The organism is Natronomonas sp. EA1 (assembly GCF_051195035.1).
Lineage (GTDB): Archaea > Halobacteriota > Halobacteria > Halobacteriales > Haloarculaceae > JBNTJV01.
In genome coordinates this window covers 298,659-313,588 of the sequence record NZ_JBNTJV010000003.1, presented here as the reverse complement: position 1 = coordinate 313,588, position 14,930 = coordinate 298,659, and the positions used below count along the sequence as shown (strand labels likewise).

Below are 14,930 nucleotides of genomic sequence, written 5' to 3'. Positions count from 1 at the left end.
GATCTCCGGGAGCACACTCACGGAGAGCCGCGGGGGCAAGAAAAAGCGTGAGGGTTCAGTGCTGGTCCAGCAGTTCGATGTCGGCCACGATGTCGTACGGGTGGCTCCCCTTCCGGATGCCGTCGAGCATGACGAACGCCTGCTTGGGTTCGAGGAAGTGTTTCGTCACCGCACGGCCGAGCGGTGTCGGTTTCAGCCCGTCGATGAAGCCGTACTCGAGGAGCTTCCCGAGGGCGTGCTTGGTGGGCACCTCCCCGACCATCCGGTCGTTCAGCTTCTTCGCCTTCTTGCCGGCGATGGTGATGTTGGCGAGCGTCTCCTCGACGGCGGCGCCCTCGTCGTAGGTCGTCCGCACCGACTCCATCTCCCCCTTCAGCAGTTTGAACGCCACCTCGTCCTCCGTCATCTCCTGGCTCCCGTGGTAGCTCCCCTCGGGTTCGACGAGCATGTAGACGATCCCCTTGTCGTGGTAGTCCGGGCGTCCCGCGCGGCCGAGCATCTGGGAGAACTCCTGGACGGAGAGCCACTCGATCCCCATCGCCAGCGAGTCGAAGATGACCTGCGAGGCGGGGAAGTCGACCCCGGCGGCGAGCGCGGCGGTCGTCACCACCGCGGCGAGCTTCTGGTCGCCGAACATCCGCTCGACCTTCTTTCGTCGTCCATAGTCGAGCCCCGCGTGGTAGGGTGCGGCGTCGTACTCTAACCGACGGGAGATCTCGTGACACCGCCGTCTGGAGTTGGTGAAGATGATGGTCTGCCCGCGATACCCCTTCGAGGATTTCGTGTCGAACGCCCGTTTCACCAGTCTATTCTCGATGCGGGGTTTCTCGTCTCCGTCGGCGAAGGTGACGTGGCGCTCGATGGGGACCGGTCGCTCCTCGAACTCGATGAGTTTCGCGCGGAGCTTCTGTGCGAGCTCCTCGGGATTCCCGACCGTCGCGGAGAGGTAGACGTACTGGGTGTCACACTCGTTCGTCTCCTCGTAGTGTTTGAGCCGAGAGATGAGCCCGTCGAGCCGGTGGCCGCGCTCCTCCTCGCCGAGGGTGTGGACCTCGTCGATGACGACGGTGCCGATGTCGCCGAGGTCCTTCCCCACGCGCAGGGAGTGGTCGATTCCCTCGTAGGTGCCGACGATGATGTCGGCGCTGGGGTCGAATCGCTGGCCGTTGCCGGCGACGCGCGACGCGCCCACGCGCAGGGAGACGTCACACACGTCGCCGTAGCGCTCCTGGAAGTCGTCGTACTTCTGGTTCGCCAGCGCGACGAGGGGGACGAGAAACAGCATCTTCCCCTTCCCGTTGAGCGCGCGGTCGACCCCGGCCATCTCGCCGATGAGGGTCTTCCCCGTCGCCGTCGCCGAGACGACGAGCTGGTCGTCGCCCGCCGTCGCGCCGTTGCGGACGGCCAGACTCTGGACCGGGAGCAGCGTCTCGAACTTCCCTTCGAGTTTGGTCTGGATGCCCGGATGCAGTCCCAAATCCTCGACGCGGACGGGATCGACGTCCTCCACGGTCGCGGAGATGGTGTCGAACCGGGTGAGGTCGGGGTCGAGCTGGCCGGAGAGCAGGTTCTTGATGCGTTCGAGGTCGCCGACCTCGAGCAGGAGCTCTTCGAGGCGGTCGCGGGCCCCCGACCGAAGCCCGCGGAACTCGGCCTCCCGTTCGAGTTCGCGCATCGCGCAGTCGGGACAGATCTGCTCCCCGTCGGCCTTGATCGCCGTCTCGGAGGTGAGCGGCGAGTAGCGACCGGCCCCGGAACAGAGCCGGCAGGTCCGGACGGCCTTGGTCTTCTCGTCGAGCTGGTAGCCCGCGAGCAGATTGCGGAGTTCGCCGCGCCCCTCCCGGGAGGTCTGTTCGGAGATGCGGATGCGCCGGGCACGGCGGGCGAGCTCGACGAACTTGTCGGGTGGGTGGAGGGTCTCGTCGGCGTCGTCCTTCACGCGGAGGCGGGCAGGTCGAGGGCCGGCGCTGGTCTCCTTCACCTCGAGCCGGCCACGGAGCATCCGGTCCCCGCCCCGGTAGACGGCGACGGTGTAGTCCCCGTCGCGCTTCTCGTGGAGGAACAGCGTATCGACCTCGGCGACCTGCTGAGACACGCGTAGGGATATCCTGCGGGGCTACTTCAGTCGCTCGGACCACCGGCGAGCCGGTCGCGCGCGTCGTCGCGCTGCCTGCGAGAGGCGGCAATCGGTGCCGGGAATTCCCTCCGCGATTCTCGGCGTTTCACGCCGATTCTCTGCGTTTCTATCCGATTACTGACCGTTTGGTCAACCATCGCTCAAACCGCCTTAAGCTCTCGAACGGCTATCTCAACGTATGACCAGTGGGTCCGGGGAGTCCCGTCGTGTCTACCTCCAGATAGTCGTCGTACTGTTCGTGGCGCTGGTGGTGTCGAGCTCCTTCAGCGGCTTCGTGACCGCGGTACCGACGGCGCCGGCACCGGCCGTCGTTCTCACGGGAGATGCGAACGAGAACGCCCCGGCGCTCGGCGAGCACTGGCGCGTCAGCCAGCCGGTCGAGCCGGTCGTCGTCGACCGACCGCCGGGGGAGTTCGACCCGCGCGTGAAGCTCTCCCGCAACGAGTATCCGGAGCTCTCCGGCGGCCCCGAGGAGCGGTTCCTCGAGGTGCCGTACTCCGGAACGCCCGCGCTCGGGCCGCTCCACGAGCACCTGAACACGGCGCTGTCCCTGCCGGACACCCGGTCGTGTGACCCGGACGCCGAGGTGCGCGCGTACGACGTGAGCGCGATTCCCGTCGAGATCCCGCTCAACCGCTTCGGGACCCACGACCCGGAGGGCCGGATGTACGTCCTCACCGACAACATCGACGCGGTGCGCGAACAGGAGGCCGTTCCCCGAACCGACGAGACCCGCGTCTCGATCGGCCTGCGCGACGACCCCATCCAGCCGCTCGTGGTGCGGGCGAACCTCGGTGACTGCGTGGAGTTCACGCTCCGGAACGAGCTGGAGCAGCCCGCTTCCATCCACGTCCACCGTGGGCTCGTCACGCCCGACCACGACGGCTCGTTCGTCGGCGAGAACGAGAACTCGCTCGTCGACCCCGGTGACAGCCGCACCTACACGCTGTCGATCCCCGCCGACGAGCGCTTCGAGGGTATCTGGTACTTCCACTCGCACGGGAACGCTCGCACGCAGACGAACCACGGCCTGTTCGGCGCGCTCGTCGTCGAACACGAGGGCAGCGAGTGGTTCCACCCGGAGACGATGGAGCCGCTCGACTCCGGCTGGGAGGCCATCGTCGTCGACGGACAGGAGGGGCTCGCCTACCGCGAGTACGTCATCCTCTATCACGAGGTGGGTAACGAGACCTACCAGGTGCGGGAGGCCGACGGCGGGAAGATCCCCCTCATCGACCCCCACACCGACGCCTATCGCCCCTGCGGCTTCGCGTTGAACTACCGCTCGGAGTGTTTCTACAACCGCTTCGAGCTGCAGGAGACGACGAGCCACCCGCGGACGGCGGGGACCATCGACAAGTCGCTCGCCTACTCCTCGTACGCGTTCGGTGACCCCGCGACCCCGATTCCGAGAGCCTACGTCGGCGACCCCTCCAAGGTGCTCGTCGCCCACGCGGGCGTCGAGCAGTTCCACAGCCACCACCTCCACGGCGGCGGCATCCGCTGGCGATTCGAACCCCACGCGGACAACCACGCGGGCCACGAACTCATCGAGCGCGGGCTGACGAAGGTCGCGCCCGGTAACGACGAGCTCTCCGCGAGCCAGCGGCTGGACGCGCAGTCCATCGGCCCCGGGGAGACGTACACCACCGAGATCGCCTGTGGGGCCGGCGGCTGTCAGCGCGCCGTCGGCGACTTCCTCTTCCACTGCCACGTCCCCGAGCACTACCTCTCGGGGATGTGGGCGTTCTGGCGGGTCCACAACACCCTCCAGTCGGACCTCGCCGAACTCCCGGACCGCGAGGGCGACGTGGCCGCGGCCGTCACCTCCGCGGACCTCGTGGGAGCGCGACTCCCGTCCGGTGACCGGCTGGAAAACGCCTCCCAGGTGGACGCGTGGGTCCAGTCACAGCTCCCGCCGCAGGGCGTCCCCGACGGGTACGACGCCACCGTCTACGACTGGGTGCGCACCGAGACCGCCGATGGAGCCCCGCTCTACCTGAAAGAGCCCGAGACGACCCGCGGCTGGGAGAACTTCCGGCCCGTTACTCCAGGCGAACGCCAGCCACTCACGTTCGACCCGAACACGGGTCGGCTCGCGTGGCCGTGGCTCTCGCCACATCTCGCCCAGCGCCCGCCGTTCGCGCCCGGTGCCCACGGCCCCGCGCCGTATCTGACGACGCCCGTCGCGGCGAACGACCTGCCGACGAACAGCGACTTCACCGCTACCCCCGAGGACCCCCAGCGCCCCGACGACGCGCTGTGTCCCCCGGGCTCGCGCGTCCAGCGATTCAACATCGTCGCCATCCAGGACGGGGTCGCGTTCAACGACCACGGCGACGCCATCCCGGACGCGATGGCCTACGCGCTCGCCGAACACGTCCCCGCCATCCGGAGCGGCGACCGGCCCTTCGAGCCGCTGGTCTATCGCGGCAACGTCGGCGACTGCATCCAGGTGACGCTCGTCTCCGAGCTGGAGGACGAGACGGCTGGCGGCTTCTCGAAGGTGAATCTCCACCCGCACTTCGTGCAGTTCGACGTGCAGGCGTCCGACGGCGCCATCACCGGGGGCGCCTTCGAGCAGTCGGTCCGCCCGTACGACACCGAGCCCCGCGAGACCGCGGCGGCCGTCTCGGCGGGTGACACCGTCGTCCCCATCGAGCCCCGCCGCCCCGGCGACGACCCGTTCGAGGGCCTCCACGAGGGTATCTGGGTCGGCATCGGTCTCGGCACGAACGACATCGAACTCCACCGCATCGAGCGGCTGGACGAGGCCAACGGTACCGTAATCCTCGCCGAACCCCTCGTACGCGACCACCCCGCGGAGAGCGCCTTCGGCGTGGAGTTCGTCCGCTACGCCTACTACCTCGACGTGAACCTCGGGACGGTCTACTTCCACGACCACGTGGACGCCGGCCTCCACTGGCCCCGCGGGCTGTTCGGCGCGCTCATCGTCGAGCCATCGGATGCGGTCTACCGCCACCCCGTGACGGGTGAGGAGGTTCGCGCCGGCCCCATCGCCGACATCATCACCGGGGAACGCGAGCTCCACCACCGACCGACCCGGAGCTTCCGCGAGGTGGTGTTGCAGTTCAGCGACGCGCCCGACAAGGACCCGCTCGCGGGCGACGTGACGGGCACCATCAGCCTCCGCGCCGAGCCGTTCGGCCACCGCACGGAGACGGACCCCCCGGACCTCGCGCTCTCCTCGACGGTCCACGGCGACCCCTCGACCCCGCTCATCAGGGCCTACGAGGGTGACGCCGTCTTCATCCACGCACAGAACGCCGGGACGTGGGGCCGGTTCCCGATACGGGTGACGGGCCACCGGTTCCAGCTCGAGGACATCGACGGGGCGACCGCACAGGACGCGGTCGTCGTCGACTTCTCCGAGCGGTTCGACCTGTGGCTCCACAGCGAGGAGAACGTCCGCGGCGGCGTCGGCCCCGCGGGCGACTACCTCTACTACAACCCGCAGGCCAACCACTTCGCCGACGGGATGTGGGGGATCATGCGCGTCTACGGCTCCGAGCAGCCCGACCTGCTCCCCCTCCCGGAGAACGACCCGCCGGACGCGGGTGACGACCTCCCCCGCGAGGTGACCGGCGCTCGCCCCCCAGCGCCGACCGACGCGCAGGCCCGGTCGGCCTGCCCCGCGGACGCCCCCGTCCACACGTTCGACGTGCGCGCCGTGGAACGCGAGATCACCGTCGACCCCGTCGCCGGCACCACCCTGTCGGCGAAGGTGTTCCGCGAGGTCGACGCGGAGGGTCGGCTCACGCCGCTCGTCATCCACGCCGCCGCGGGCGAGTGTGTCGCGGTCAATCTCACGAACGGGCTCGACGAGCGCGTCTCGATGCACATCGGCTGGGGGGTCACCGGCCCGCACTCCTCGGGGATCACCGTCGGGTACAACACCGACCAGTCGGTCGTGCCCGGTGACCGCCGGACCTACTACAGCTACGTGGACGAACCCGGGACCGGCATCCTCGCCGACTTCGCCCAGCTGGACGACGACCTCGAAGGGCAGGCAGCCGGCCTCTACGGCACCATCGTGGTCCACGAGGCGGGTGCGCGGTTCTTCGACCCGGTGACGGGCAACGAGACCGACACCGGCTGGGGCGTCGTCGTCGTGACGGACGACGAACTCTACCGCGACTACACGCTCGTCTTCCACGAGGAGGACGCCCTGTTCGGCGGGCCGGTCATGCCGTACCCGCAGCACCCGGACGGGCTGTCGATGGTGAACTACCGCGCGACCGAGCTCTCCGGGAACCGCGCCCCCGACCGCTTCGAGTCGTTCGAGGGGACGCCGACCACCCCCCTGCTCGAGGCGTACCCGCACGACGCCGTCCGCATCAACGTCATCGGCGGCTACGGCATGCAACGCGGGGTGTTCGCGCTCCACGGCCACGCCTGGCAGCGCACCCCCGGCATCCCGGAGTCATCCGCGGTCTCCGCGATGGGGTACGCCCCACACGTCCGGTTCACCGCGCCGCTCATCGACGGGGCGGGTCCCGCCGGCGACTACCTGTGGCTGAACCACCGCATGCCCTACGCCGAGATGGGCCAGTGGGGGCTCCTGCGCGTCCACGGCGAGGAGACCGACCTCCTCCCGCTCGCGCACTTCGAGTCGTTCCAGGAACCGCCGGAAGCGCCCGAGCCACCGGACCCCCCCGAGCCTCCGGCGGACGACCCGGACGAGGAGAGCGAGGAGCCCCCCGCGCCGCAGCCGAGCACCGGTGGCGGTGGCGCGCCCCCGGCATCCCCCGTCGGCGTCGCGAACGTCTCCGTCACCGACGTGTCGCTCTCCGTGACCGAGACGACGACCGAGGAGCCCGCGACCCTGACGGCCACGCTCGAGAACACCGGGAACGCGAGCGACCGGTTCGAGGTCCGGCTGTTCGTCGACGGCGCGTTCGCCGGCGAGAGCCGCATCGTCGAGGTCCCCGCCGGGGAGACCGTCACGGTGACCTTCGACTTCGCGTTCCCGCCCGGCGAGTACACCGTCGGCGTCGAGGGGCTGACGGCGGGCACGCTCACGGTGCTTCCCGCGCGGACGCCGACGCCGGAGCCGAGTCCGACACCCGTCTCCACCCCTGCCGTGACGCCCGACCCCGACAGCCCGGCGACGCCCACTCCGACGCCCGAGCCGACCCCCCCGCCAGCCCCCATCGCGACGGAGACACCGGTGCCAGACATCCCCGTTGGGCTCTCGTACGCGGTGGTGCTGCTCATCGTCGGCTTGCTGGCCGCGATGGTGGTCCTCCTCCGGCGCTAGTCGACGAGTTCGATGCTGTCGTCCCCGTTCGGGACGGCACAGATGAACGCCCCCTCCGTTTCGCCCTCGTTGCGATACCAGTGGACGACGCCCGCGGGGATGTGGATCGAGTCACCCGCGCGCACCGTGTACTCCTCGTCGTCGAGGCCGACGACGTACTCGCCTTCGAGCACGTACTGCTCGTGTTCGATCTCGTTGGTGTGCTTCGGCACCGCCGCGCCCGGCGCGAGGGTGAACCGCCGGAGCGAGAGGTTCGGGGTCACGTCCGGCCCGAGGAGGACGCCCTTTCCGAGGCCCTCGGCCGCCCCGACGCGCTCGTAGTCCACGTCCGCACCTCGCCGCACGATCGGATCGGTCATACACGAGGAGAGGGCGGCGACCCATTTCAATGGGTGCGCTCGGCCCCCGGTCGTGTGCGAAACCGTGGCGGGGCTTAAGAGGCTCCCGCGACTACGCTCGTGTATGAGGAGTTTTCGGATCGGCAGCGCGTTCGGTATCCCGATCAAGTTGGACCTGACGTTCCTGATCGTCCTCCCGCTGTTCGCGTATCTCATCGGGTCGCAGGTCGGCATCTACGTCGACCTCTTAAACGAGCAGTTCGCCGCGGAGATTCCGGTCGGGGTCCTGACCGGTGACGCCACGCTCACGTTCACCCTCGGGGCGCTGGCCGCGGTGGGGCTGTTCGTCGGGGTGGTGCTCCACGAACTCGGCCACTCGCTCGTGGCGATGCGGTTCGGATTCCCCATCGCCTCCATCACGCTCTGGCTGTTCGGCGGGGTCGCACAGCTCTCGGAGATGCCGGAGGACTGGAAACAGGAGCTCTACATCGCCGTCGCGGGGCCCGTCGTGAGCGTCGCGCTCGGCGTCGTCTCGTATGCGGCCTTCCTCGCCGTCCCGGCCGGCGGCACCGTGCTCGCGGCCACGAAGTTCGTGCTGGGCTACCTCGCGCTCATGAACATCGCGCTCGCCGTCTTCAACATGCTCCCCGGCTTCCCGATGGACGGGGGCCGGGTCCTGCGCGCGCTGCTCGCCCGCGACCGCCCGTACGCGCGAGCCACGCAGATCGCGGCGGAGGTGGGCAAGGGGTTCGCCATCCTGCTTGGCATCTTCGGCTTGCTCGGTGGCGGCGGCCTGTTCCTCGTCGCCATCGCCTTCTTCATCTACATCGGCGCCTCCTCGGAGGCCCAGCAGACGATGATGAAAGCCGCCTTCGAGGGCGTGACGGTGCGGGATATCATGACGCCCGCTGCCGACCTGAAGACCGTCACCCCCGAGACGAGCGTCGCGGACCTGATGAACCGGATGTTCCGCGAGCGCCACACCGGCTACCCGGTCGTCGAGAACGGCCGGCCCGTCGGGATGGTCACCCTCGCGGACGCCCAGGGGGTCAACGAGGTGGAACGCGACGCCTTCCAGGTGGAGGAGGTGATGAGTACGGACCTCCACACCATCGGGCCGGACGCCGACGCGATGGACGCCATCTCCCAGATCCAGAAGGCGGGCGTCGGCCGCCTGCTCGTCATGGAGGACGACGAGCTCGTGGGGCTCATCTCCCGGACCGATCTGATGACCGCCCTCGACATCATCAAGACGAGCGGCTCGCTCGGCTCGCGCGCCGTCGAGCCCGACGAGCGCGAGGAGTCGCCGGCGTACTGAGCTACGCGTCGTCCGCGTTCTCCCCCGCGACCGTCTCCACGTTCGCCGCCAGCCAGTTCTTCGCCTCCTCCACGGCCGCCGCGTCCTCCCCGCTCACCTTCAGCCGGTTGTGTTCCTGTTCTCTATCGGGGTAACACCCCACCTGCACGTCGAACTTCGATCCAGCCTCCCGGAGCCGGTCGATGAGGTTCGCCTCCGGCTCCTCGGTGTAGAGGAACGCCGAGACCACGCTCCCGGCGAACTCCGACTCGATGTCCCCGAACATCGCTTTCATCTCGCCGGGGATACCGGGGAGGACGTAGACGTTCTCCACGACACAGCCGGGTGAGAGTCCCTCCCTGTTCAGGAGTGGTCGCGCCCCGGCGGGCAGTGTCGCCTCCGCGGCGATGTCGACGTTCAGGTCGGGGTAGTCGTCGGCGATGGCCGCGAGGGTGCGTTCGACGTCCTCGCGGGCGAGGTCGTTCGCCTCCAGCTCCCTGTCGAACCCCGCGGCCACCCCGTCCATCGTGATGTCGTCGGGCGTCCCACCGAGCCCGCCGGTGACGATGACGGCGTCGTAGTTCGCGGAGAACACCCGGACGGCGTCGGCGATGGCATCGAGCTCGTCGGGCACGGTCAGGACGCGTTTCACCGACACCCCTCGGTCGGCGAGCTGGCGACAGAGCCACGTCGCGTTCGTGTTCTCGGTGTCACCGGCGAGCAGTTCGTCGCCGACGGTGAGGATGGCCGCGTGCATACCCCCACATCGGGGGGCGCACCTAAGCCGTTTTCAATCCCGGTAGCGGTCGGTCACGTCCTCCAACTCCACGACGCCCTCGGGGACGCGGTAGGCGGCCACGACTTCCCGGTCCGCATCGGGGCTGTCGACGGTCTTGTCCACGGCGTACCCGACGTACGTGCAGTCCTCGGGGGTGAACTCCACGACCGAGTAGCCCCAGTTGTGGCTGTCGAAGAACTCGATGTGCGGGTTCATCGCCGGAACCAGCCACGAGAGCAGCGGCTCAGTGAGGCGCTTTCGCCAGCCTTCGGTCAGGTGGAGCGCCTCCGCGACGTTCAGCGAGGTGATGGCGGGGGTCATGAACTCCACGCCGATGCGGTCGCCCGTCGCCACGCCCTCACCACCCGAGACGCGACCCGGATAGGAGGTCTGCTGGTAGGCCGCGACGTAGCAGTGCATGTCGCCCGTGAGGGTGACGTAGTTCTCCACGTCCGCGGCGGCGATAGCCTCCGTGAGCTTCTGGCGTTCGCGGGTGTAGCCGTCCCACCCACCCTGCACCGGGTACACGGAGAGCGGCCCGGACCCGAGCCGGAAGGGGACGGTGAGCACCTCGTCGGCCCATACCGACCACGTCGTCTCCGACTCGGCGATGGTCTCGACGAGCCAGTCGCGCTGTTCGGCTCCCAACATGGTTCGCCCCGGTGGCTCGTACTGCGGGCCGACGTTGTCCGGCGTGGGGATGGCCTCCCGCGGTGGGTCGCGGAACAGCCGCTCGTCGGTCATCGCGAGCGTTACCAAATCGCCGAACTCGAAGGCACGCCAGAGCCGGAACCGCTCCTGTAAGGACTCCCCGGCGGGGTCGTACTCCACCCGCGCGGGCATGTACTCCCACCACGCGTGCATCCCGTCCGCGATGAGGCCGGTCATGAATTCGGGGTCGTCGCCCCGCGGGTGATCGCCGGCGGGCGCGTCCGTCTGCGCGTCCCAGTAGACGTCGTTGACGAGCTCGTGGTCGTCCCAGCCCGCGATGAGGGTGTGCCGTTCGAGGGCCTCCTGCAGGAACCGGTCCTCGCGGTAGGTCCGGTACAGATAGCGGTAGTCGGCGAGGCTCCACACCCGGTCGTGCCCGCTCGGAAGCCGCTTTTCGCGGCCCGCGTACGCTCGCGAGCCGAGCCCCTTGAAATCGCCCGCGTCGGACTCGTAGATGAAGTCCCCGACGTGGACGAGGAAGTCCACGTCCTCCTCGGCGACGTAGTGATACGCCGGGTAGTAGCCGTTCAGGAAGTTCTGACACGCGAGGACCGCAAACGAGATGGAGTCGGGCGACTCCTCGGGGTGCGGCAGGGTCCGACACCGCCCCGTCCGGGAGGCGGTCCCGTCGTAGATGAACCGATAGTGGTACTCGCTGTCCGGGTCGAGATGCCCGTCCAAATCGACCTTCACCGTATAGTCGTGGGCCGCGACGTGCGCCCCCTCGGTGACGACTCCGTCGTAGACGACGCCCTCGAAAGCCTCGTCCGTGGCCACCTGCACCGCCAGCGGTGTCTCGGGGTCGAACGCCTCGGGGTCGACCCGTGTCCAGAGGATGACGCCGGAGGGTGTCGGCCCCCCGCTGGCGACTGACTGGGGAAACACCGCGTCCGGGTCTGCCTCGGGATCGACCGCGAACGCGTCCGTCCTGCTCGTCTTGTCGGTCTCCAGCGCCAGCGCGAGGTCGTGTGAGTCCAACTCCGAGAGCAACTCCGCGTGGTCGTCCGGCCCCCGTGCGGGCTCATCACGGCCGTTCAGCCCCGAATCGTCGGTCATCACTCGCTCTGGGATGCGAGCACATAGGGGGTTTTCGGCCGTTCGGCCGTCAGGACTCCACCCGACGGTGACACGCGGGACAGAGCGTTACGAGGTTGTCGAGGGTGTGGGCGTCCGCGACGGTGGTCACGGAGTGCTCCAGAAACCGCCGGACCGGGACGACGTGGTGCACGTCGGGATTGCGACCCAGGTCCTCGCGCGAGCGACCACAGCGCGTGCAGGCGTACCCGTCGCGTTCGAGTGCCCGCCTGCGGGCACGCGCCCACGACCCGCCATAGGACCCGACCGGCCCACCCTTCCAGTTCGGGTGCCCCTCCCCCGTGAACGCCTCGGAGAGCCACTCACGCCGACAGGCCTCGCCACAGACGACCTCCCCCTCGATTTCGCTCGGATAGCGCTCGACCGGCGCGTCACAGACGGCACAGCCGACCTCGACTTTCCCACCTCTCCACCGGGGGTTCGCCTTCCCCTCGAGCCGCGGCGGTGTCTGCCACTCGCCCGATGCCACGCACGCCGGACAGTACAGGCCCTCCTTCTCCGAGGGGTAGTACGCGAACGTCGCACCGCAGGTGACGCACTGGGTCTCCGTCTTGGCGCCGGTGTAGTTGGGGTTGTTCTGCCCGGAGACATCACGACGATTCGCGTTCCGACACGCCTCGGAGCAGTACTTCCGCCCGGTCTCGCTGTAGAAGGCCGTACTACAGGCCGTACACTCCCGGTTCGGGAGCGACTCGTCGTGTGCTGAGAGGTGATGTAAGCGAAGCTTCTGCCACGAGTCTCGCTCGATTCCACAGGTCGGACACGTCGGCATGCGGGGGCTGGTACCCTCCCGGTATAAGAACGTTCGTCTGATATGCCAAAATTATTTTATTGGTGTTCAAAAAGACCTACAAGAGGTCCTGAGATGCAGGATTTCGACGGTTTAGAAAGTGTAGGTCCAGGTGCGAGAATTGAACCCGCGTCTCAGCCTCCACAAGGCTGAAGGATAGTCCACTACCCCAACCCGGACACTGCGTGCACCCATCAGTATCCCGGCGCGGCAGAAATACGTTACGACTCTCCCCGTTCCGTGCGTCGGTTCCACACGGTTTCCATGGGGTACTGCAGGCTACTTGTTCGGTTACGTGCTAGTTAGTACCATGCTCTCTGTAGGTGACACCGCACCGGAGTTTTCGCTTCCGGGTGCATCGGTCGGGGAGTTCGACACACACGCGCTCTCGGAGTACACGGACCGGGGGTGGACCACCATCCTGGTGTTCTACCCGTTCGACTTCCACGAGGCGTGTGAGACGCGGTGGTGTACCCTCCGCGACGCGGAGTGGCTGACCATCCTGCCGGACGTGGCCGTCCTGGGTATCGGGCGGGACAGCGTCTACGCGCACAGCGCGTTCGCCCAGAAGGCGCTGCTTGAGTTCCCGCTCCTGTCGGATTTCGACGGGGCGGTGGCCCGGGCGTACGGGATCCCCACCGAGGAGGTGGAGGGTCACCCCGACACCCCGCGGATGGCGGTGGTCGTGGTGGCGCCGGACGGGGTGATCCGGTACACGTGGGTCGCGGAGATGCCGCGTGATGAACCCGATCTCGACGCGCTCCGGGAGGCCGTTGGCGTCCGGACCGCGGAATAGGACACCCTTTTCCGCGAGCGGGCGGTAGCGGGGGTAACCGTGGCGATTACGGACAAGATCTACGTGAAGAACCACCGCCAGCTCGCCTCCCAGCTGGAGGTGAACATCCCCAAGAGCGCCTTCTCCGGCGCGACGCTCGATTTGCTGTTTCGGGGGGAGAACCTCGCGAAACTCGACGACGCCTCACAGGAGCGGGTGCTGGATTTCGCCTCCGACTTCCTCGACTGCACCTGCGAGGCGAACCCCCACTGCGGGCACCCGGAGCGGAAGTTCATGCGGTATCTCCTCGAGTTGCGGGCACAGGGGCTCGGCCCCGACGCCATCGTGGACGTGATGGGCGACGACTATCTGCTGTACGCGTATCCGGGTGACGTCCTCTCCTTCCTCGACAACTCGATCCGCACGCTCGAGGCCGTCGAGGAGCTGGCACACGTGGAGAACAACAACGAAGCCGCACGGCGCGCGGCCGACGCGAAACGCGAGCTATCCTAGCCCAGCCGGAACGGCTCTTCCTCGCGCTCGCCGTCCAAATCCTCGAGCTGGATGACGTCCTCTGCTTCCTGTTCTTCCAGCTGCTGGGAGAGCTTCGTCACGTAGCGTTTGTACTCGTCGAGCTGTTCGCGGAGGTGTTCGGCCTCCAACTCGAGGCGTTCGTGCTCGCGGATGAAGCTCTTCGGCACCTCCACCTTCGGCGGGAAGCTCTCGGGGCTGGAGGAGGGTGATTCGTCGATCTCGTGTTCGGGGACGACCTTCACCTGTCCGTCGTGGGCAACGAGCGTCTGGACGTAGTCGCGGAAGACGGCCGACAGCGAGATATCCCGCTGCTCGGCAATCTCGCGGAGGGTCTCGAACGCGTCCTCGTTGACCCGGAAGGAGATCGTCTTGTTCTTGTTGCCCATCTCTGTGTGTGCGTCGTTCCCCGAGCCCTATAAGCGTTTGTCAGACGCCCGCACGCCGGCTGTCCGCGCTCGCCCGGTGCTCAGAGATACTCGACGAGCGCGTCGGCGAGTTTCTTCTCGGCGCGCCGGAGGTGGTGTTCGGCGGTGCGGCGCTCCACGCCGACGGCCTCGGCGATCTCGGCGGTGGTCGTCCCCCGCGGGAGGTCGTAGTAGCCCCGTTCGTGGGCGACCGTGAACACCTCGTGTTGGCGGGGGGAGAGCCGCGGCAACACCGCCTCCAGCGAGAGCAGCGGGGTGCTCGGGGTCGCGGCGGTGAGCCGGCGCTTCGATTCGACGGTGACGTGCACGTCGGTGGCGAGGTCGCGGTAGAACGCGGTGAGCGCCTCGGGGTCGAGCGCCAGCACGCGGACGACCTTCGTCCCCTCGACGTATCTGAGCGGGGGGAGGCTGAGACAGCCGTGGTCGGCGAGATACCCCTCGATGGGGTCGGCGAGGCGCTCTCTGAGGCAGGCGTCGGTGATGACGAGCGTGTCGTCACCGTGGGCGACTTCCTGGCGGACGCCGACGGCTTCGCGGATCCGGTCGAGGACCGCCTCGTCGCTGTCGCCCCGCACCGCGAGCAGGTCACAGTGGTCGTTACACCAGAGCTCGATCTCGGTGTCGCCGGTCGCGGTCGCCCGCTCGTAGGGGCCGTCGCCGTGGACCCGGAACACCGCCTGGTACATGCGGGCAGTATTTGCGACTACTATATAAAATACTCACCACGTGGAAAGGGTACGCTATCCTTTCCGGGTGCGAATGTATGGGT

The 14,930-nt window shown here is 68.1% G+C and carries 11 protein-coding genes and 1 tRNA gene; 4 read left to right on the top strand and 8 right to left on the bottom strand.

Features of this window, described 5'->3' with window-relative positions; all coding sequences use genetic code 11:
• Window positions 1-55 precede the first annotated feature (55 nt).
• Window positions 56-2,095 (bottom strand): DEAD/DEAH box helicase, encoded by a 2,040-nt coding sequence (locus ACQUQR_RS11210; RefSeq protein WP_435196566.1) that lies wholly within the window; start codon window positions 2,093-2,095, stop codon window positions 56-58.
• A gap of 220 nt (window positions 2,096-2,315) precedes the next feature.
• Here ACQUQR_RS11210 and ACQUQR_RS11205 point away from each other — a divergent pair, with 220 nt between their 5' ends.
• On the top strand, window positions 2,316-7,418 hold the full coding sequence (locus tag ACQUQR_RS11205) for a multicopper oxidase domain-containing protein (RefSeq protein ID WP_435196565.1): 5,103 nt from the start codon (window positions 2,316-2,318) through the stop codon (window positions 7,416-7,418).
• Here the strand turns inward: ACQUQR_RS11205 and ACQUQR_RS11200 are convergent.
• Window positions 7,415-7,777, bottom strand: coding sequence for a cupin domain-containing protein (locus tag ACQUQR_RS11200; RefSeq protein ID WP_435196564.1), 363 nt, complete (start codon window positions 7,775-7,777; stop codon window positions 7,415-7,417). The genes ACQUQR_RS11205 and ACQUQR_RS11200 overlap by 4 nt on opposite strands.
• A 103-nt stretch (window positions 7,778-7,880) precedes the next feature.
• Between ACQUQR_RS11200 and ACQUQR_RS11195 the strand changes: the two genes are divergently transcribed.
• Entirely contained in the window at window positions 7,881-9,074 is a 1,194-nt protein-coding gene (locus tag ACQUQR_RS11195; RefSeq protein WP_435196563.1) for a CBS domain-containing protein, read from the top strand.
• Window position 9,075: 1 nt separating this feature from the next.
• Here ACQUQR_RS11195 and ACQUQR_RS11190 read toward each other — a convergent pair whose 3' ends face one another.
• From ACQUQR_RS11190 to ACQUQR_RS11175, 4 genes are all read right to left on the bottom strand, one after another.
• Window positions 9,076-9,810, bottom strand: coding sequence for a competence/damage-inducible protein A (locus tag ACQUQR_RS11190; protein WP_435196562.1), 735 nt, complete (start codon window positions 9,808-9,810; stop codon window positions 9,076-9,078).
• A gap of 33 nt (window positions 9,811-9,843) precedes the next feature.
• Entirely contained in the window at window positions 9,844-11,598 is a 1,755-nt protein-coding gene (locus ACQUQR_RS11185; RefSeq protein ID WP_435196561.1) for an alkaline phosphatase D family protein, read from the bottom strand.
• Between the two features lie 49 nt (window positions 11,599-11,647).
• On the bottom strand, window positions 11,648-12,409 hold the full coding sequence (locus ACQUQR_RS11180; protein WP_435196560.1) for an HNH endonuclease: 762 nt from the start codon (window positions 12,407-12,409) through the stop codon (window positions 11,648-11,650).
• A gap of 124 nt (window positions 12,410-12,533) precedes the next feature.
• A tRNA-His gene (locus ACQUQR_RS11175) sits at window positions 12,534-12,606 on the bottom strand.
• Between the two features lie 131 nt (window positions 12,607-12,737).
• Between ACQUQR_RS11175 and ACQUQR_RS11170 the strand changes: the two genes are divergently transcribed.
• Complete coding sequence (locus tag ACQUQR_RS11170) at window positions 12,738-13,223, top strand: redoxin domain-containing protein (RefSeq protein WP_435196559.1); 486 nt, start codon at window positions 12,738-12,740, stop codon at window positions 13,221-13,223.
• 39 nt (window positions 13,224-13,262) lie between these two features.
• Entirely contained in the window at window positions 13,263-13,715 is a 453-nt protein-coding gene (locus ACQUQR_RS11165; protein WP_435196558.1) for a DUF5814 domain-containing protein, read from the top strand.
• Here the strand turns inward: ACQUQR_RS11165 and ACQUQR_RS11160 are convergent.
• Both ACQUQR_RS11160 and ACQUQR_RS11155 read right to left on the bottom strand, forming a co-directional pair.
• Window positions 13,712-14,122, bottom strand: coding sequence for a ribbon-helix-helix protein, CopG family (locus ACQUQR_RS11160; RefSeq protein WP_435196557.1), 411 nt, complete (start codon window positions 14,120-14,122; stop codon window positions 13,712-13,714). The genes ACQUQR_RS11165 and ACQUQR_RS11160 overlap by 4 nt on opposite strands.
• 80 nt (window positions 14,123-14,202) lie before the next feature.
• On the bottom strand, window positions 14,203-14,847 hold the full coding sequence (locus ACQUQR_RS11155; protein WP_435196556.1) for a helix-turn-helix domain-containing protein: 645 nt from the start codon (window positions 14,845-14,847) through the stop codon (window positions 14,203-14,205).
• Between the last annotated feature and the right edge of the window lie 83 nt (window positions 14,848-14,930).

Excerpts from the sequence above, each read along its gene's own strand:
- ACQUQR_RS11205 (WP_435196565.1), top strand. The coding sequence starts at position 2,316 with ATGACCAGTGGGTCCGGGGAGTCCCGTCGTGTCTACCTCCAGATAGTC.
- ACQUQR_RS11200 (WP_435196564.1), bottom strand. The coding sequence starts at position 7,777 with ATGACCGATCCGATCGTGCGGCGAGGTGCGGACGTGGACTACGAGCGC.
- ACQUQR_RS11195 (WP_435196563.1), top strand. The coding sequence starts at position 7,881 with ATGAGGAGTTTTCGGATCGGCAGCGCGTTCGGTATCCCGATCAAGTTG.
- ACQUQR_RS11190 (WP_435196562.1), bottom strand. The coding sequence starts at position 9,810 with ATGCACGCGGCCATCCTCACCGTCGGCGACGAACTGCTCGCCGGTGAC.
- ACQUQR_RS11185 (WP_435196561.1), bottom strand. The coding sequence starts at position 11,598 with ATGACCGACGATTCGGGGCTGAACGGCCGTGATGAGCCCGCACGGGGG.
- ACQUQR_RS11180 (WP_435196560.1), bottom strand. The coding sequence starts at position 12,409 with ATGCCGACGTGTCCGACCTGTGGAATCGAGCGAGACTCGTGGCAGAAG.
- ACQUQR_RS11170 (WP_435196559.1), top strand. The coding sequence starts at position 12,738 with ATGCTCTCTGTAGGTGACACCGCACCGGAGTTTTCGCTTCCGGGTGCA.
- ACQUQR_RS11160 (WP_435196557.1), bottom strand. The coding sequence starts at position 14,122 with ATGGGCAACAAGAACAAGACGATCTCCTTCCGGGTCAACGAGGACGCG.
- ACQUQR_RS11155 (WP_435196556.1), bottom strand. The coding sequence starts at position 14,847 with ATGTACCAGGCGGTGTTCCGGGTCCACGGCGACGGCCCCTACGAGCGG.